At 70.1% G+C, this 17806-nt stretch carries 16 protein-coding genes; 13 read left to right on the top strand and 3 right to left on the bottom strand.

What is annotated here, in order from left to right; genetic code table 11:
• Positions 1-3: 3 nt before the first annotated feature.
• Together ACFWW9_RS03365 and ACFWW9_RS03360 are read right to left on the bottom strand one after the other, a co-directional pair.
• Positions 4-924: a sulfotransferase gene (locus ACFWW9_RS03365; protein ID WP_390370903.1), complete on the bottom strand. Its 921-nt coding sequence runs from the start codon at positions 922-924 to the stop codon at positions 4-6.
• Positions 917-1780, bottom strand: a complete 864-nt coding sequence (locus ACFWW9_RS03360; RefSeq protein ID WP_390370902.1) for a family 3 encapsulin nanocompartment shell protein — start codon at positions 1778-1780, stop codon at positions 917-919. The genes ACFWW9_RS03365 and ACFWW9_RS03360 overlap by 8 nt, the downstream gene beginning before the upstream one ends.
• A gap of 235 nt (positions 1781-2015) precedes the next feature.
• On the opposite strand from ACFWW9_RS03360, the gene ACFWW9_RS03355 reads away from it, so the two are divergent.
• The 7 genes from ACFWW9_RS03355 to ACFWW9_RS03325 are packed head-to-tail and all read left to right on the top strand — an operon-like array spanning position 2016 to position 8720.
• On the top strand, positions 2016-2198 hold the full coding sequence (locus ACFWW9_RS03355; RefSeq protein WP_390370900.1) for a lysine biosynthesis protein LysW: 183 nt from the start codon (positions 2016-2018) through the stop codon (positions 2196-2198).
• A 27-nt stretch (positions 2199-2225) separates the two neighbouring features.
• Complete coding sequence (locus ACFWW9_RS03350) at positions 2226-3092, top strand: RimK family alpha-L-glutamate ligase (protein WP_390370898.1); 867 nt, start codon at positions 2226-2228, stop codon at positions 3090-3092.
• A complete protein-coding gene (argC, locus tag ACFWW9_RS03345) occupies positions 3089-4114 on the top strand; it encodes an N-acetyl-gamma-glutamyl-phosphate reductase (RefSeq protein ID WP_390370896.1) in 1026 nt (341 codons plus the stop codon). The genes ACFWW9_RS03350 and argC overlap by 4 nt, the downstream gene beginning before the upstream one ends.
• A gap of 37 nt (positions 4115-4151) precedes the next feature.
• The gene (locus ACFWW9_RS03340; protein WP_390370894.1) at positions 4152-5012 is read left to right on the top strand and encodes a transketolase; all 861 of its coding nucleotides are present in this window, start codon (positions 4152-4154) and stop codon (positions 5010-5012) included.
• Entirely contained in the window at positions 5009-5950 is a 942-nt protein-coding gene (locus ACFWW9_RS03335) for a transketolase family protein (RefSeq protein WP_390370892.1), read from the top strand. Before ACFWW9_RS03340 ends, ACFWW9_RS03335 begins: the two co-directional genes overlap by 4 nt.
• A gap of 5 nt (positions 5951-5955) precedes the next feature.
• Positions 5956-7566, top strand: coding sequence for an AMP-binding protein (locus tag ACFWW9_RS03330; RefSeq protein WP_390370890.1), 1611 nt, complete (start codon positions 5956-5958; stop codon positions 7564-7566).
• Between the two features lie 8 nt (positions 7567-7574).
• Positions 7575-8720, top strand: a complete 1146-nt coding sequence (locus ACFWW9_RS03325; RefSeq protein WP_390370888.1) for an acyl-CoA dehydrogenase family protein — start codon at positions 7575-7577, stop codon at positions 8718-8720.
• 158 nt (positions 8721-8878) lie between these two features.
• Here ACFWW9_RS03325 and ACFWW9_RS03320 read toward each other — a convergent pair whose 3' ends face one another.
• Positions 8879-9439 carry a CGNR zinc finger domain-containing protein gene (locus ACFWW9_RS03320; protein WP_390370886.1) on the bottom strand — a complete coding sequence of 187 codons (561 nt, stop codon included), beginning with the start codon at positions 9437-9439 and terminating at the stop codon, positions 8879-8881.
• 483 nt (positions 9440-9922) lie between these two features.
• On the opposite strand from ACFWW9_RS03320, the gene ACFWW9_RS03315 reads away from it, so the two are divergent.
• The 6 genes from ACFWW9_RS03315 (at position 9923) to ACFWW9_RS03290 (ending at position 17642) form a co-directional block, all read left to right on the top strand.
• The gene (locus tag ACFWW9_RS03315; RefSeq protein WP_390370884.1) at positions 9923-11359 is read left to right on the top strand and encodes an MFS transporter; all 1437 of its coding nucleotides are present in this window, start codon (positions 9923-9925) and stop codon (positions 11357-11359) included.
• A gap of 285 nt (positions 11360-11644) precedes the next feature.
• Positions 11645-11863, top strand: a complete 219-nt coding sequence (locus tag ACFWW9_RS03310) for a hypothetical protein (RefSeq protein WP_390370883.1) — start codon at positions 11645-11647, stop codon at positions 11861-11863.
• Positions 11864-11882: 19 nt separating this feature from the next.
• A complete protein-coding gene (locus ACFWW9_RS03305) occupies positions 11883-13046 on the top strand; it encodes a 3-hydroxybenzoate 6-monooxygenase (RefSeq protein WP_390370881.1) in 1164 nt (387 codons plus the stop codon).
• Positions 13047-13180: 134 nt separating this feature from the next.
• The gene (locus ACFWW9_RS03300; RefSeq protein ID WP_390370879.1) at positions 13181-14194 is read left to right on the top strand and encodes a ketoacyl-ACP synthase III family protein; all 1014 of its coding nucleotides are present in this window, start codon (positions 13181-13183) and stop codon (positions 14192-14194) included.
• A 15-nt stretch (positions 14195-14209) separates the two neighbouring features.
• The gene (locus ACFWW9_RS03295; RefSeq protein WP_390370877.1) at positions 14210-15298 is read left to right on the top strand and encodes a 3-deoxy-7-phosphoheptulonate synthase; all 1089 of its coding nucleotides are present in this window, start codon (positions 14210-14212) and stop codon (positions 15296-15298) included.
• A 22-nt stretch (positions 15299-15320) separates the two neighbouring features.
• On the top strand, positions 15321-17642 hold the full coding sequence (locus ACFWW9_RS03290) for an amino acid adenylation domain-containing protein (RefSeq protein WP_390370875.1): 2322 nt from the start codon (positions 15321-15323) through the stop codon (positions 17640-17642).
• Positions 17643-17806: the final 164 nt, after the last annotated feature.

The following is a 17806-nucleotide window of genomic DNA, read 5'->3' as shown; positions in this document are numbered from 1 at the left end:
TCCTTACTTGATCGGCAGTAGCCGGTAGCCGTAGCGCGCGAGCAGCGGGAGCGCGGGCACGGACGCGGCGGTGATCTCCTGCTTGGTGAGCTGGGCGCGCCACCGCTCGTCGGAGCGGATGGACGTCCTGCCCTGGCTGAGCCGGTCCGGGTTGCCCGTCACGGTGTGGTTCTCGCTCAGCGTCACGGTCCCGTCGGCGTCGACGGGGGAGTCCCCGTCCAGGCCCGCGAACCGCATGACCTCCGCGACGACCTCGCGCGGGTTCGCGCACAGGTCCTCGTGGCGGACCCTGAGGTAGCGGTCCGGCGCCGCGCGGCCGAGCAGCTCGGACGCGACGTTGAAGGCGGTCCAGAAGGCGCTGCTCTCCGCGGGCGTCCTCGGGTCGATGTAGTCCTTGGCGCGCTTGTAGGAGAACGCCGTCGGACGCGGGTCGCGCACCATGTGCAGGATCCGCACGTCGAGGTCGTCGCGGCCCAGCAGGGCCGCCGCCTCGCCGGGGTACTTCGACCCGTCGACGATCAGTCGCTCCGCGCCGTTCTGCGCGAGGAGCCCGTAGATCGCCGCGGTGCGGCCGGTGGCCTCGTCGACGGCGCGGGACGACCGGCCGCCCTTCGTCCAGTCGGCCAGCCGCGCCCTGGTGTGCCGGGTGCGCAGGAACCGCTGCTGCTGCACGGCCATCCGTTGTGCTGCGGCGGGTTCCGCCGTGCCGTTGGCGTAGAGCACCGACGACCACAGGTCGCACTCGGTCAGGTCACGCCCGCAGCCGCACTGGGTGTTGGTGCCCTCCTTGAGGACGCCGTTGCGCCACAGGTAGTGCAGCTCCCCGACGTGCAGCACGCCGGGCAGCTCGTTGAGCACGTTGCCCAGCAGCGTGCTGCCGCTGCGCATCCAGCCGGTGATGTAGAGGACCCTCGGCTTACTCATTGCCGCTCTTCCAGGACAGCGTCATCAGGTGCTGCGGCAGGTGCACGGCCAGGCCGATGCGGCTGGACGCCTCGAACACGTCACCGCCGTCGACGCCCTCGCCGCGGCGCAGCGCGATGTGCGCGACGCTGGGCAGCAGCAGCGTGAACGCGGCCCGGAAGTCGCCCAGCAGCAACGTGTCACGCGGGATCATGCGCGTGCGGGACACGGTGATGCCCGCGAGCTGGAGCCTGCCGAGCAGCCCGGTGCGGACCATCTCCCAGTAGGTGAACGGGTGCGCGACGATGCCGTCGCACGAGCCGCCGGTCTCCTCGACCTCGGCCGCCGCCTCGGTGACCGCGCCCTCCAGGTCCAGCGGCGAGTCCGTGTGCCGCGTGCCCGGCAGGTTCAGCAGGCCGGTGATGGCGCCGTCCGCGGTGCCGTTGAGCAGGGACTGGTTCTCCACCACGGACAGGCGCACCAGGACGCGGAAGTCGACGAACTGCGGCAGCAGCTCCGGGTGGTCGAGCAGGCCCTCGGGCACGGGGACCCGCGCGACGAGGTCGGTGAGCGGGGTCTGCGCGAGCCGCGGGACGAACGCCGCCTCGGGCGTGGTCGCGTAGGAGGTGCCCGACTCGGTGAGCGCGCCCTTCGGCGGCTCGTACACGAAGGTGGCGGGCCCGTCGGTGACCTGCGCGGTCTTCAGCAGGTGGCGCACGGGATAGCGGGGGCGCGACGCGAACAGCGGGAACGCGGCGGGCAGGTGGGTGCCGAAGGGCACCACCAGGTCGCCCGCGCCCAGTGCCGTGGTGACGGCCGTCGAGAACACCTCGCCGGGCGTGCGGTCGAGGTCCGCGACGGTCAGGGTCCCTGTCATCTGCACTCCTCATTCGATGCGTGAAAGCCTGTGGATGAGCTTAGTGATTTCTTCCTGAATTTTTACCGTCCGTACAAGAAGTGCTGCTTATATTATCGGTGATCATTCCTTATCGGCCCAGTTCATAAGGCCGCTCATATGTGTTGAGAAGGGGTGTTTATTGGATATTTTCACGTCCGGGGGTTAAATTTGTCCTACCTGATCACGCACCGCAACAAAACTGAGGGGCGAGCTAATGCAGAAGACCGTGTACGGCGCCGAGTGCCCGGAGTGCGCCGCCGAGGTGACCCTCGAGGCCGACGCTCGGGTCAGCGAGATCGTCGAGTGCGTCGAGTGCCGCAGTGAGCTGGAGATCGAGTCCACCGAGCCCCCGACGCTGATCCTGGCGCCCGAGGTCGAAGAGGACTGGGGCGAGTAGATCACCCTCCCAACGAGCAAGGGACGCATGACGATGAATTCGGTAGCTCCCCGCCTCGGCATTCTCGCTTCCCGAGTGCGCTTCGAGGAGAAAAGCATCATGACCGCGCTGGAGAAGCGCGGAGGCGTGTTCGAGCACCTGGACCCCAGGACGTTGTCCGTCGCGGGCGGCACGACCTGGACCGGGCCGGACTTCGTCATCAACCGCGAGGTCGGCCATTACCGCGCCCTTTACGCGGCGAGCGCGTTGGAATGCGTCGGCGTGACGGTGCTGAACACCGCCGCGGCGACGCACGTGAGCGGCGACAAGTGGCACACGTCGGCAGCCCTGCTGAAGGCCGGGCTGCCGACGCCCGCCACCTCGCTGGCCCTGACGTCCGACGCCGCGCTCAAGGCGTTGGACGAGCTCGGCTACCCGGCCGTCATCAAGCCGCTGGTCGGCTCGTGGGGACGGCTGGTCACCAAGGTCACCGACCGCGAGGTGGCCACCGCCGTCCTCGAGCACATCGAGGCCCTCCCCTCGCCGCAGGCGCACATCGTGTACCTCCAGGCGCTGGTGGGGAAGGCGGACCGCGACATCCGCGTGGTCGTCGTCGGCGGGGAACCGCTCGGCGCGACGCACCGCCGGGGCGACGAGTGGCGCACGAACGTCGCCCGCGGCGCGGTGAGCGAGCTGTGCCCGCTCACGGACGAGATCACGGACCTCGCGACCAGGGCGGCCGCCGCGGTCGGCGCCGACATCGCCGGGGTCGACCTGATCGAGGACGAGGAAGGACGCCTTACCGTGCTGGAAGTCAACGACCGGGTGGAGTTCAGGGGCTTCCAGAGCGCCCACCCCGAGGTCGACGTGGCGGACCGGATCGTGGACCTGCTGCTCGCGAGGGCCGCGTCATGATCAGGGTGGCCGTCCTCGGCGCCGCGGGCTACATCGGCGGCGAACTGCTCCGCGTGCTCCTGTCCCACCCCGAGGTCGAGCTGGCCGCGGCCACGTCCCGCAGCCTGCACGGCCGCCAGATCGACGGCGTGCACCCCAACCTGCGGGGCCGCACCCGGCTCACCTTCAGCCCCGAGGACCAGCTCGACCACTACGACGTGCTGTTCCTCGCCACCCCGCACCGCGAGACCATGGCGCGGATGCCGGAGTTCCTGAACCTGGCGAAGACCGTCATCGACCTGTCCGGCGACTTCCGCCTCGGCGACGTCGACACCTACGAGAGCTACTACGGCGTGCCGCACACGGCGCCCGAACTGCTCGACACGTTCGTCACCGGCCTGCCCGAGCTGCACCGCGACGCGCTGCGCACGGCGGACCGGATCAGCGTGCCGGGCTGCATGGCCAGCGCGGGCATCCTGTCGCTGACCCCGTTGGCCAAGGCCGGTCTCATCACCGGCGAGGTCACGGTCGACGCCCGCACCGGCTCCAGCGGGTCCGGCGCGAAGGCGGGCGCGGAGAACCTGCACGCCGAGCGGAGCGGGGCGCTGCGCGTCTTCGCCCCCACCCGGCACCGGCACGAGGCGGAGATCTCGCAGGCGACCGGCCTGCCGATCCGCATGACGGCCACGGGTGTCGAGGCGGTGCGCGGCGTCCAGCTCCTCTGCCGGGCGCGGCTCGCCGACGGCGCCGACGAGAAGTCCATCCGCTCCGCCTACCGCCAGGCCTACGGCGGCGAGCCGTTCGTCCGCGTGGTCGCGCAGCGGCGCGGCATGCACCGCTTCCCCGACGCGAAGATCCTGTCCGGCTCCAACTTCTGCGACGTCGGCTTCGCGCTCGACGCGGGCTCGCCGCACGTCACGGTGATCTCGGCGCTGGACAACCTCGTCAAGGGCGGCGCGGGCAACGCCGTGCAGTGCATGAACGTCCGCTACGGCCTGCCGGAGCGCCACGGCCTCGAGTTCACCGGCTTGCACCCGAACTGATCCCCCGAGATCGACACAGGGCGAAAGGACAAAAGGCATGAGCAGCAGCACGGTCGCGCTGCCCGACACGACCTCCGGACCGGAGCTCGCCGACCTCGGCGAGGTCACCGCCCGGATCAGGGAACACGTCGTGAACATGTGCGCCGGTCCCGAAGGCGGACACGTGGGTGGCTCGATGTCGCTCGTCGAGATCCTCGCCACCCTCTACTTCCGCGTCATGCTGGTCGACCCGCAGTTCCCGGCGTCACCCGACCGCGACGTGCTGCTGCTCAGCAAGGGGCACGGCGGGATCGGTCTCTACGCCACCCTCTGCGAGGCGGGGTTCTTCCCGGCGTCGGTGCTGGCGGACTACGGCCTGCAGGGCGGCGCGCTGATGGCGCACCCGAACACCGAGCTGCCGGGCGTCGAGATGCCGACCGGTTCCCTCGGCCACGGCCTGGCGCTGGGCATCGGCTACGCGCTCGCCACCAGGCTGGACGAGAGCGACCGCCGCACGTTCGTGGTGATGGGCGACGGCGAGCTCCAGGAGGGCTCGGTCTGGGAGGCCGCCTCGGTGGCGGCGTCGCAGAAGCTCGACAACCTGATCGCGGTGATCGACCGCAACGGCCTGCAGATCACCGGCGGCACCCACGAGGTCAACGACCTCGAACCGCTCGGCGACCGCTGGCGCGCCTTCGGCTGGCGGGTGTTCGAAGTGGACGGTCACGACGTCGACCAGCTGACCGACGCGCTGTCGGCGCAGCCCGAGGAGGGCAGGCCCACCGTGGTCATCGCCCGCACCGTCAAGGGCAAGGGCCTGCCGATGGTGGAGAACCAGACCCGCAGCCACTACGCGAAGTTGGGCGACCGGCAGCGCCGCTTGGCGCTGGCCGCGCTGGAGAAGGGACGGCGGTCATGACCGCTGCGGTGAAAGTTCTGTCGTCGAGGGAGGTATACCGCGACATCGTCGCCGAGCTGCTGCCCCGTGACGAGCGGATGATCTGCCTCGACACCGACACGGGGTTGTTCAGCGGCGTCGACTTCGGCGCCGCGAGCAACCGGTACGTCAACATCGGCATCGCCGAGCACACGCTGATGGGTGCGGCCGCCGGGCTGGCGAAGGAGGGCCGCCTCCCGTTCGTGAACACGATGGCGGCGTTCGCCTGCTCGCGGGCGGTCGAGGCCGTCAAGATCGACATCGCCTACAACAACCTGCCCGTCCGCATCGCCGCCACCCACTCCGGGGTGTCGGCGGGGCACCTCGGCCCCACGCACCACGCGCTGGAGGACCTGGCCGTGATGCGGACGCTGCCGAACATGACCGTGATCGTCCCCGCGGACGCGGCGACGACGGACTCCCTGGTGCGCCAGGCGCTCGCGCTGCCCGGACCGGTGTACCTCCGGCTCGGCCGCAACGCCACGCCCGACCTGCCCGCCGGCCCGCCGGTGAAGCTCGGCCAGGCCCAGGTGTTGCGGCAGGGCACCGACATCACGATCGCCGCCTGCGGCTCCTACCCGGTGCTCGCCGCCATCGAGGCGGCGGAACTCCTGGAGGCGCAGGGGATCGAGGCCACGGTGCTGCACGTGCACACCGTCAAGCCGCTGGACACCGCGACCCTCGCGGCCGCCGCGGGCTTCACCGGAACGGTGATCACCGTCGAGGAGCACTGGCGCACCGGCGGCTTCGGCGCCGCCGTGGCCGAGGCGCTCACCGAACTGCTGCCCGTCCGGGTCCACCGGCTGGGGCTGCCCGACCGCTTCGTCGGGGTGTCCGGCTCGCAGAGCTACCTGCTCGGACGGGCGGGCGTCACGGCGGCCGCCATCGCCGAACGGGCCAAGACGAGCTTGAGGGGTTGAGACCAGTGAACGACGTCTACAGGTCTGCGGGGTGGTGGCGCGACGAGACGATCCTCGACGACCTCCGGCGTGCGGTCGCCGCCACGCCGGACAAGACCGCCCTGGTCTGCTACCAGGGCAGTGAGACCGGCACGTTCGGCCCGGTCTCGCTCACCTACCGCGAACTCGGCGACAAGGTCGAGCGGATCGCGGGCAACCTGCACCGGCTGGGCGTGCGCCACGGGGACGTGGTCACGTTGCAGCTCCCCAACAACTGGCAGCTGGTGGCGCTGATCCTGGCCTGCGCCAGGATCGGCGCCGTCGCCGGCCCCGTCGTCCCCATCATGCGGCGGCGCGAGGTCGAGTTCACCACCAGCCTCACCGGGAGCCCGGTGTACATCGCCGCGGCCACCTTCCGGAAGTTCGACTACGCCGAGATGAGCGCCGAGGTCGCCGCGGCCGTTCCCACGCTGCGGCACCGGATCCTGCTCGGCGGCGACGGTTCCGACGGCGCGCTGGACTTCGACCGGGAGCTGCTGGAGCGCGAGTCGAGCCTGGACGGGGCCGTCGAGGCCGGTCCGGACGACCTCGCCCAGGTGATGTTCACCTCCGGCACGACCGGCGAGCCCAAGGGCGTCGTGCACAGCCACAACACGCTGTACTCCATGAACAAGGCCCAGGCCGACGTGCTGCACCTCTCCGCCTCCGAGGTGACGGCGATGGGGTCGCCCACGACCCACCAGGCCGGCTACACGTGGAACCTCGTGATGCCGCTGCTGCTCGGCGCCACCTCGGTGCACGTCGACCACTGGGACGCGCGGGTGATGCTGAAGATCCTCCAGGAGCAGCGGGTCACGTTCTTCATGGGCGCGCCGCCGTTCCTGTCGGACCTCATCAACTGGCAGAAGGAGACCCCGTACGACCTGTCCGCGCTGCACACGTTCGCCACCGGCAGCGCGCCCATCGCGCCGCTGCTGGTCGAGCAGGCGCGGGACGTCCTCGGGTGCAGGCTCTACGCGCTGTGGGGCATGACCGAGAACGGCTGCGTCACGATCACCCGTCCCGAGGAGCCCGTGATGCGGGCGGCCGAGAGCGACGGGACCGCCGTGGCGGGCATGGAGGTCCGGATCGTCGACCGCGACTTCGGCGGCCCGGTCCGGAGTGGACAGGCCGGGCTGTTGCAGGTGCGGGGATCCGCGCAGGCGCTCGGTTACTACCGTCGTGAGGACGTCTACGCGAAGTGCGTGACCGACGACGGCTGGTTCGACACCGGCGACCTCGCCCGCGACGACGGCCACGGCGGCATCCGGATCACCGGGCGCGTCAAGGACCTCATCATGCGCGGCGCGGAGAACATCCCGGCCGTCGAGGTCGAGGCGGCGCTGCTGCGGCACGAGGCCGTGCGGGACGTGGCCGTCGTCGGCTACCCGGACGAGCGCCTCGGCGAGCGCGCGTGCGCGGTCCTGGTGACCGGCGGGATCACGTTGACGATGGACGACGTCCAGTCCCACCTGGACGGCCTCGGCATGGCGAAGCACTACTGGCCCGAGCGCCTGGAATTCGCTTCCGCGTTGCCGAGGACACCGTCCGGAAAGATCCAGAAATTCGCCCTGCGCGACCAGATCCGGGCCCAGTAGGAGGGGTAATGGATTTCGAGTTCACCGCCGAGCAGAAGGCGTTCGCCAAGAGCGTCGCGGACTTCGCGGCCGAGAAGATCGCACCGTTCCGCCACGAGAACGACGTGCGGGGCGCCTACCGCGAGGGCCAGCTCGCGGACATCGCCGCGGAGGGGTTGTTCGGCCTGCGGGTGCCCGCCGCGTACGGCGGTCTGGAGCTCGACGCGGTGAGCGCCGGGATCGCGCTGGAGGAGCTGGCGGCGGCCGACCTCACGGTCTGCTTCCCGGTGCTCAACGCGGCGCTGGTGGCCGGTGTGCTGGCCGCCAACGGCACCCCCGAGCAGCTCGACCGCTGGCTGCCGCCCATCGCCTCCGGCGAGGCCGTCGTCGCCGTGTGCCTCACCGAGCCGGACCACGGCACGGACGCGGCGAACATCGTGATGACCGCCGAGCCGGACGGCGACGGGTGGGTGCTCAGCGGCGTGAAGGCGTCCATCATGGCCACCGCGTACTCCACGCACGGCCTGGTGTTCGCCCGCACCGGCGGGCCCGGCGCGCACGGCGTCACGGCGTTCTACGTGGGCCTGGACGACGAGCACGTCACCAAGGAGCGGCTCAGCGACCTGGGCTGTCGGGCCGGTGGCCGAGGCAACCTGGTGTTCGACGGCCTGCGCGTCGGGCCGGAGGACGTGGTCGGCGGGCTCGGCGTCGGGTTCGTGGAGGTCATGCGCGGCTTCGGGTTCTCCCGCGCGCTGATCGCCCTGATGGCCATCGCGCTGGGCCGGGTCGCGATCGACGAGGCCATCGCCCACGCCTCCAAGCGGGAGGCGTTCGGCCAGGCTCTGTCGAAGTTCCAGAGCGTCGCGTTCCCCTTGGTGGAGCACGCCACGTTCATGCACGCGGCCCGCCTGCTGTCGTTCCAGGGGCTGACCAAGGCGGACGAGGGTCTCGACCCGCGGCTGCCGTCGAACATGGCCAAGTGGTGGGCTCCCAAGGCCGCCATGGAGGCCGTGCACCAGGCCCTGCTCGTCATGGGGCACTTCGGCTGGGCCGAGGACGGTCCGATCGCGCAGCGGCTGCGCGACGTGATCGGGCTCCAGTTGGCCGACGGGACGGCCGCCGCGACGAAGCTCGTCGTGTCGCGTCACCTGTTCGGGAAGAAGTTCGCGCCGTGACGTCCGATTGCTGAATTCATCAGCTATTGCGGCATGAAATATGCACGTGCTTTTGATGATTGACGCCCTGGTTGGGTTAGTCCGCCAACCACATACTGGATTTCCACCGGGAATCGGTCGGGAATCGGTATGTCGGCGTCGAGGGGAGTTCGGCAGTGTCAGCCTTGTTCGCGCTTCGCCTGCCGGTAGACGCGCATCTTCGCCCGTGTCCCGCAGACCGCCATCGAGCACCAGCGGCTCGCCCGGTTGCGGGAGCGGTCGTAGAAGGCCCACTCGCACCGGTGCTCCTGGCACGCCTTGAGGCGCTGCCAGGAGCCGTCGGTGACGGCTCCCACCACGGACGCCAGCACGATGCCCAGCGCGCCGCGCACGTCGCTCTGCGCCGGGGCCAGTCCGGGACCGCTGTCCTCGGTGAACTTCACGACCAGCGGGCAGTCGCGGGCGATGTGCTCGAACGTCCGGTGCGCCTCGGGGTCCGGCTTCCCGCCGTTGTTCTCCCGCAGCAGCGCGCGCAGCGACTCGCGCAGCGCCACGGCGTCCTGGCGGTCGAGGTCGTCGGGGTTCGCGCTCGCGAAACCGTTGCGCCCCAACCACTCGCCGAGCCCGTCGGCGGTGGCGAACTCGTCCGGCCCGAACTCGACGTTGACGCTGTTGACGAAGGACTGCACCAGCGCGAGTCCGCCGGGCGCCTCTTCCCTGTCTCCTGGTTGTTTCTTCACCCCGGCCATGTTACTGGTCAAACCCGTTCGCCGGGAGTGACGATTTCACGAGACCGCCCTGCGACGGTCAGCCCGATCGTCGAGTCAAACGCGACGAAGACGCAGTTCAGTGGACCCATGACCGTTGAGGAAGACACGAGGACCCCTCGGACGAACGCGGTGTTCGTTCGGGGACTCGGTACCGGTGTCGGGTTCTCGACGGTCTCCGCCGACCGCGTACGTCTCCACGCCGTCCAGCTGGAGCGAAGGCGCCGGGAAACCGGGGCCGCACTCCACGTCCCGTCGGGCCGCTCGCCGCGTCACGCCGAGTCGCCCGGCCAGTTCCTGGCCTGCCCAGCGTCGGGGGGTCGGTAGCAGAGAGGAGACGCGACATCAGGGCTGACGGGTCACCTACGCGAGCCGTTCTCGCCCCCAGGTTTGGTCAGGATTTGTCCTAAGTGCGCACTGCTCTGCCAGGCGCACGAGGAGACAGGAGAAAGGAACATGGACACTCAGGTTACGAAGCGGCCTCCGCTGCTCCTGCTGTGCCTCGCCCAGTTCATGCTCACGCTGGACTTCGCGATCGTCAACGTCGCCCTGCCGTGGATCAAGAGCGACCTCCAGTTCAGCAACGGCGCGCTGCCGTGGGTCGTCGGCGCGTACGCGCTGTTCTACGGCGGCTTCCTGCTGCTGGGCGGACGCGTCGGCGACATCATCGGTCGCAAGCGCATGTTCGTGTGGGGCCTGGGGATCTTCACCCTCGCCTCGCTCATCGGCGGCATCGCCACCACCCCGATCGTGCTGATCGCCGCCCGCGCGCTCCAGGGCTTCTCGGCCGCGGCCGTCGCCCCCGCCGTGCTGGCGATGATCGGCGCCGGGTACCCGGAGGGCAAGGAGCGCGCCAAGGCCATGGGCGTGTTCGGCGCCGTGTCCTCGGTCGGCTTCGCGGGCGGTGTGCTCGCCGGTGGCGTGCTCACGCAGCTGTTCGACTGGCGGGCCGTCATGCTCGTCAACATCCCGGTCGGCATCGCGATGGTCTGGCGCGCCGCGGTGCGCCTGGACGACGACAGCAAGCAGACCCGCACCGTCAAGATCGACGTGCCCGGCGCCATCCTGGTGACCGCGAGCATGTGCTCCATCGCCTACGCGCTGACGCTGGCCTCCGACCAGGGCTGGGGCGCCACCAGCGTCCTGATCCCGCTCGTCGGCGGCGTCGTCCTGCTCGGCGTGTTCCTGGTCGTGCAGACCAAGGTGGCCTCGCCGCTGGTCCCGCTCTCGATCTTCCGCAACCGCGCGGTGTCGGGCGGCAACCTGGTGGCGTTCCTGTCCGGTGGCGTGATGTCCTGCTCCACCTTCTTCATCACGCTGTACATGCAGCACATCCTCGGGTTCAACGCGATCCTCACGGGCCTCGCGTTCTTCCCGCAGGCGCTGGTCGTCGTGTTCGCCTCCCTCCCGGTGGCGAAGTCCACGGCGTCCATCGGCCCGCGGCCGCTGCTGATCTTCGGCGGTCTGTTCCTCACGGCCGGTTCCGCGTGGCTGGCCTTCGCGGGCGCCGACGGCTCGTTCGTCGTCAACGTCCTGCCGGGCGGCATCCTGCTGGGCGTCGGCGTCACGGTCATGATGATCAGCACGGCCGCCGCCGCGATGACCGGCGTCAAGCCGCAGCAGATGGGCCTCGCGTCCGGTCTGTACAACTCCAACCGCCAGCTCGGCGTCGGGCTCCTGCTCGGCATCGCGGTGGCACTGGCGACGCTCGCCAGCGGCTCCGGCAACGGCATCACCGCCGAGGGCTTCCAGACCGCGTTCTGGTTCTCCACGGTCATCTCGGCCGTCGTGGTGGTCATCGCCGCGATCGTCCTGCCGAAGGCCAAGGCCGGTCCCCTGGTGAACGCCGAGCCGGTCAAGGAGTCCAAGCCGGCACCGGTGGCGGGCGCCTAGTCACACCCGCACCACCCAAGGGCTGGTTCCGGCACACGCCGGAGCCAGCCCTTTCGGCGTGTCCGGAAGCGCTTGGAGCGGCCGCTGAGCCGGTCCTGGCGCGTTTCGGCGTGTCCGGGGGTTCTCGTGCGGCGTCCGTCCACTGTGCCCGGTCCGAAATACCACTTCCCCTTGCGTGTCAACGGTCCCAACGAGTAGCAGCGCTTATCGCCCGGCCGTTGTCCCGGTCGTGTTACCACCGTACCGTTTTAGGTAGTAACCACGGCCGAAGTCGAGGAGGGCGGTATGAGCCACCACCAGATATTGCGGGAATTCGGAGAGCTCCTGTTCACCCAGCCGGGCCTGCACTCGCCTCCGGCCGCGGTCGCGGCCTGGTACCTGCGCAAGGCCGCGCTGTTCGAGGTGATCGCCGCCGACGGCGGCTCGGACGCGGCCGACGCGCGCAACCAGGCGGAACTGGCCCACAGGCGCGCACTGCGCCTGATGGAAGACCGAGCGGCATGAGGCGAAGGACGACGGAGACATGGCGGACATACTCATCGTCGGTGGCGGCATCGGCGGTCTCGCGACGGCGCTGAGCATCGCCGAGCAGGGACATCGGGCGGTCGTGCTGGAGCGCGCCCGGCAGTTCGCGGAGATCGGCGCGGGCATCCAGTTGGGGCCCAACGCCTTCCGCGCCCTGGACCGGCTCGGCGTCGGGGACAGGGCGCGCGAGCGCGCCGTGTTCATCGACGAGCTGCGGTTCATGGACGGCACGACCGGCGAACGGGTCGCGGGCATGCCGCTGACCGGCGCCTACCGGACCAGGTTCGGCAACCCCTACGCGGTGGTGCACCGCGGCGACCTCTACCAGACGCTGCTGGAAGCCTGCCGCGCCAACGAGAACGTCGTGCTGCACGCGGCCACCCCGGTCGTGCGCTACAGCCAGACCGCGGACGTGGTCACGGCCCACACGGCGAACGGCGAGGCGTTCCGGGGCGTGGCGCTGATCGGCGCCGACGGCATCCGCAGCGGCATCCGCGGGCAGCTCGTCGGCGACGGCGGGCCGCGGATCTCCGGGCACTCCATCTACCGCAGCGTGATCCCGATGGACCTGGTCCCGCACGACCTGCGCTCCAACACGGTCACGCTGTGGGCGGGCCCCAAGTGGCACTTCGTGCACTACCCCATCGGCGGCGGGGAGTTCCTCAACCTCGCGGCCACCCGTGACGACGACGCCCGGCAGGAGCTCACCGGCGTGCCGGTGGAGAAGACGTTCGTGCTGGACCAGTTCCCGAGCCTGAGCGAGACGGCCAGGAGGCTGCTGGAGCTGGGGAACGACTGGCGCAGCTGGGTCCTGTGCGACCGCGACCCGATCGACGTCTGGACCGACGGCCGCGTGGCGCTGCTCGGCGACGCCGCGCACCCGATGCTCCAGTACGCGGCCCAGGGCGCCTGCCAGGCGCTGGAGGACGCCGTGGTGATCGGCGGGCTGCTCGACGGCTGCCCGAGCGAGGTGCCGCAGCGGTTGGAGAAGTACAACGCCGAACGCCGTGAGCGCACGGCCCGCACGCAGCTCGTCGCCCGTGAACTGGGCACGCGGCTGTACCACCCGGCGGGGGAGAAGGCCGTGGAGCGCAACGCGATGCTGTCCGCGTTCAGCGCCACCGAGCTGCACGACCAGGTCGCCTGGCTGCACGGCGCGTGAGTTACCGGCGTCGGCGATTCGCCGGGCCAAAACGAGAAGCAGGCCTAATCGCCGGACCATTGTTGCCCACCTGGTTACCACCGTAATGTCATAGGCGGTAACAAAAACCCGACAAAACGGAAGGATCCACTGCGATGCGGTTCGATGACATCTGGATCGCTGGAACGGGCGGCACCCTCGGTGACCTGGTGCCCATCGAGAACGCGATCGCGGACGGGTCCTACTCCGCCGAGGTCGCCCAGGCCACCGGCATGGTCTCCGTCGCCCAGTCCGCCCAGGCGGGGCCGGAGATGGCCGTGGTCGCGGGACGGGCGGCGATCAAGGAGGCCGCCGAGAACGGCGTGGAGATCGCGCCGGACACCCTGCACCTGCACAGCCACGCCAACTACCAGGGCATCGACATGTGGCCCGTGGCGAGCTGGATCGCCAAGGAGCTGATCGGCCCCAAGCTGGAGGGCCAGCCGACGGTGATCTCCGCCGCCTCCAACGGTTCGCTGACCAGCCTGGAGCTGGCGGCGAACACGCTGATGGCGGGCCAGCGCGACACCGCGCTGATCACGATCGGCGACCGGTTCGCCGCACCGGTCGACCGCTGGTACCTCTCGCCCGGCATGGTCTTCGGCGACGGCGGCGCGGCGGCCGTGGTCACCCGCGGCAGCGGGCTGCTCCAGCTCCGCAGCCTCGTGTCGGAGACCGACACCGCGCTGGAGGGCCTGAGCCGCGGCGACGAGCCGTTCACCGCGGCCCCGGTCGGCCAGCCGGACATGCGCAAGCGGACGAGGGAGTTCCTCGCCCACGGCGGCCTGTCGCTCAGCGACGTGCGCAGGCGGGCCGGTGACGGCACGGCCAGCGTCGTGACGCGGGCGCTGGCCGAGGCCGAGGTCGAACTGGACGACGTCGACTGGTTCATCACCCCCTTCGTCGGCCGGTCGCTGTTCAAGGACAGCTTCATCCGGCCACTGGGCTTCACGCCCCGCAACACCCTGCTCGAAACCGGTCTGACCATCGGCCACCTCGGCCCGGCGGACCAGATCTACGCCCTGAGCCACCTCGTGGCAAACGACCTGCTGGAGCCCGGAGCGAAGGTGCTCCTCCTGGGCACCGCCATGGGTTTCACGTTCTCCGCGGCAGTGCTGACCGCCCCCTAGGAAGGACCTCGACCAATGCGCTCCATCCGGACCATCGACTCCCGCATCGCCGGTGTCGAACCGCTGGTCTCGCCCGCGGAGCTCCGCGCCGAGATCCCCGCCCCGCTCGCGGCAAGGGAAACCGCCCTGCGCGCCTCCGACACGATCAAGCAGGTGCTCAGCGGCGAGGACGACCGACTCCTCGTCATCACCGGCCCGTGCTCGATCCACGACCCCGACGCGGCGCTCACCTACGCCGAGCGGCTCGCCAAACTCGCGAGGGAGGTGGAGAACGACGTCGTGATCATCATGAGGGTCTACGTCGAGAAGCCCCGCACCCGCACCGGCTGGAAAGGACTTCTCAGCGACCCCCACCTCGACGGCTCCAACGACGTGAACAGCGGCCTGCGGCTCACCCGCGGCCTGATGACCCAGATCGCCGCCACCGGCCTGCCGATCGGCTGCGAGTTCCTCGACCCCTCCGTCCCCAGCTACCTCGCCGACGTCGTCGCCTGGGGCTGCGTAGGTGCGCGCACGGTGCAGAGCCAGACGCACCGCCAGTTCACCAGCGGCCTGAACATGCCGATCGGCTTCAAGAACGCCACCAGCGGCGACGTCCTGGACGCCGTCGACGCCATCGTCTCCGCCTCCCAGCCGCACACGTTCCCGGCCATCACCGACGACGGCCGCACCGGCGTCGTCACGACCACCGGGAACCCCGACGGCCACGTGATCCTCCGCGGTGGGGGAGCGGGCCCGAACTACGGCCCGATCGACGTCGCCAAGAGCCTGGACCTGTTGAGCCAGGCCGGGTTGAACCGGAGCCTCGTCATCGACGCCAGCCACGGCAACAGCGGCAAGGACCACAAGCGCCAGCCGCTCGTCGTCGCGAACCTCGCGCAGCGCCTGGCCCGCGGCGAGAGCGGCATCGCCGGGATCATGCTGGAGAGCTTCCTCGCCGAGGGCGCCCAGAAGCTCGTCATCGGCAAGACCGAGGACCTGACCTACGGCCAGAGCGTCACCGACGCCTGCGTCGACTGGGCCGGGACGGTCCGGATGGTCGAGCAGCTCGCCACCGCGGTGGACACCCGCCGCGCCGCCTACTCGTCCGTCCTCGCGGGCTGACCGGGAAAGGAACCAGACGCACATGAGCACGACCAAGAGCACCTCGCTGCCCCTCGCCCGGCCCGCGGGCGGCGAGCGGACCGGAGCGCTGCACCGCCGACCGGTCGACGTCCCCGCCTCCTCGACGCAAGCGAGCCAGGACACCGCCGTGGTGGCCGCCCTCGCCGCGTTGATCCACCGCTACACCGCCGAGACCAGCGTGGTCGTCGGTCGGGGCACGTTCGGAGCCGTCCACGTCGCCGTCACCGGCGAGACGACCATCGGCCAGCTCCGGACCGCGATCGACGCCACGCCCGTGGAACTGGTCGACGGCAAGGCCTTCCACGCCGTCGTCACCGATGTCAGCGACTCCCCTCTCGCCGCGCTCACCGTCCTCAGCGGACCGGGCTCGGTGGAACTGCTGACCGCTCAGGTGGAGTTCGGCGCGGACGCGGCCGACCAGTACGCCCTGCACCTCGGCCGGGCGCTCGCCGCCTCGCCGGACACGCGGGTCGCCGACGTCGAGCTGCTCGACGAGGAGGACCTGCACCGCATCCTCGTGGCCTGGAACCAGACCGACGAGGAGGTGCCCGGCGGGTTCTTCCACGAGGAGATCGCCGCCATCGCCCGGCGCACGCCGGACCAGGACGCGGTGGTGTGGCCCGGTGGCAGGCTGTCGTTCCGCGAGCTGGACGAGCAGTCGACCCAGCTGGCGCACCGGCTCCAGTCCCTCGGCGTGAAGCGCGGCGACAACGTCGGCACGTGCTTCCCGCGCGGGCCGGAGAGCCTGATCGGCCAGATCGCCTGTTTCAAGCTGGGCGCCGCGGCCATCCTGCTCGACCCCGACTTCCCCGGCGACCGCGTGCGCTTCATGATCGAGCACGCCAACGCCGTGGTGGTGCTGACCATGAACGCCCACGAGCACGTCGTGTCCGGCACGACCAAGATCGTCACGCTCGACGGAACCGACTGGAGGACCGAACCCACCACCCCGATCGACGTCCGTGTGGAGGCCGATGACTTCATCCACATCTGCTACACCTCTGGTTCCACCGGTGTGCCCAAGGCCGTGCTGGTGCGGCACGGGGCGGCCAGGAACCTCATCTACAGCATGCGAACGCTGTGCGGCATCACCAGTGAATCGCGCGGAACGTGGTTGGCCGCACCGGGCTACGGCATGGTGGAGGTCGAATGTTTCTCAGTTCTGGCCGCGGGTGCGCCTGTGCGCATCCCCGAGCCGTCGGTGGTGACCTCTCCGGAATGGCTGCGGGACTGGTTCGTCGCGGAGCGGATCACCCACACGCTGCTGATGAAGGCCGTGTGCGAGCGGATCCTGACCCTCGACTGGCCGTCCGAGACGGCGCTGGAGAACATCCGGATCTGTGGCGAGCGTGTGCAGTCGTGGCCGGATGCGTCCCTGCCGTTCCAGGTCCTCAACTTGTACGGTTCCGCGGAGGCCACCGTGGTCGCCATCTGCGACATCACCGAGCTGGGCCGAAGTCTCGGTGAGGACGGGAGGGCCCGGCGCACGCCGCCGATCGGCCGTCCCACGCAGAACGTCAAGACGTTCGTGCTCGGCGAGGACCTCAAGCCGGTCCCGCCGGGGGTGGTCGGGGAACTGGCGATCACGGGCGACAGCCTGTCCGCCGGGTACCTGAACCAGCCCGAGGCCACCGCGGAGAAGTGGATCCGCAACCCGATCGACCCCGAACGCCACCCCGTCCTCTACCGCACCGGTGACCTGGCGCGGTACTGGCCGGACGGCGGGATCGAGATCGTCGGTCGGACCGACAACCAGGTCAAGGTGCGCGGCAACCGCGTGCACCTGGGCGAGATCGAGGCCGTGCTGGCGTCGCTCCCCGGCGTCGGCCAGGCCGCCGTCCTCGCCAAGACCGACGACAAGGGCGACACCCGGCTCGTCGCCTACCTCGAGGCCGAACCCGCGCTGGAGCCGGTGGTCAGGGACGTCCGGAAGGCGTTGCAGCAGAAGCTGCCGACGTTCATGGTGCCCTCGGCGTACGTGGTCGGCGTGTTCGAGCTGACGACGAACGGCAAGATCGACCGCACCAAGCTGCCCGAGCCGCCGAAGTCGCGGCCGGACGTCGACACCAACTACCAGGAGCCCCGCAACGACGTGGAGCGCTCGTTGCAGGAGCTGTGGGAGAAGGCGCTCGACCTGGACGCGGTCGGCGTGCTGGACAACTTCTTCGACCTGGGCGGCGACTCCATGCGGGCGGCGTCGCTCACCGCGCAGATCGGGAAGTTCTTCGCGGTCGACAAGGACCAGGACGACCTGTTCTTCGAGCTGTTCGACAAGCCCAACATCGCGGGTATGGCGGTAGCGATCTCCGCCATGACGGGCTGATAACCCGCGCTTCTCGAAAAGGCCTGCCCCGGACGCGTCCGGGGCAGGCCTTTTCGTGTTTGCAACGCTTTTCTCGTTCCCGACGCGCAATCGAGTAGGAGGCCTTATCGCGGAGCCATTGTTGTGGGCCGATGACCTCCGTAACTTAATAGGTGGTAACGCGC

Origin of the sequence: Umezawaea sp. NPDC059074 (assembly GCF_042738955.1) — a bacterium.
Classification (GTDB): domain Bacteria; phylum Actinomycetota; class Actinomycetes; order Mycobacteriales; family Pseudonocardiaceae; genus Umezawaea.
This window is presented reverse-complemented; position numbering and strand designations above follow the sequence as displayed.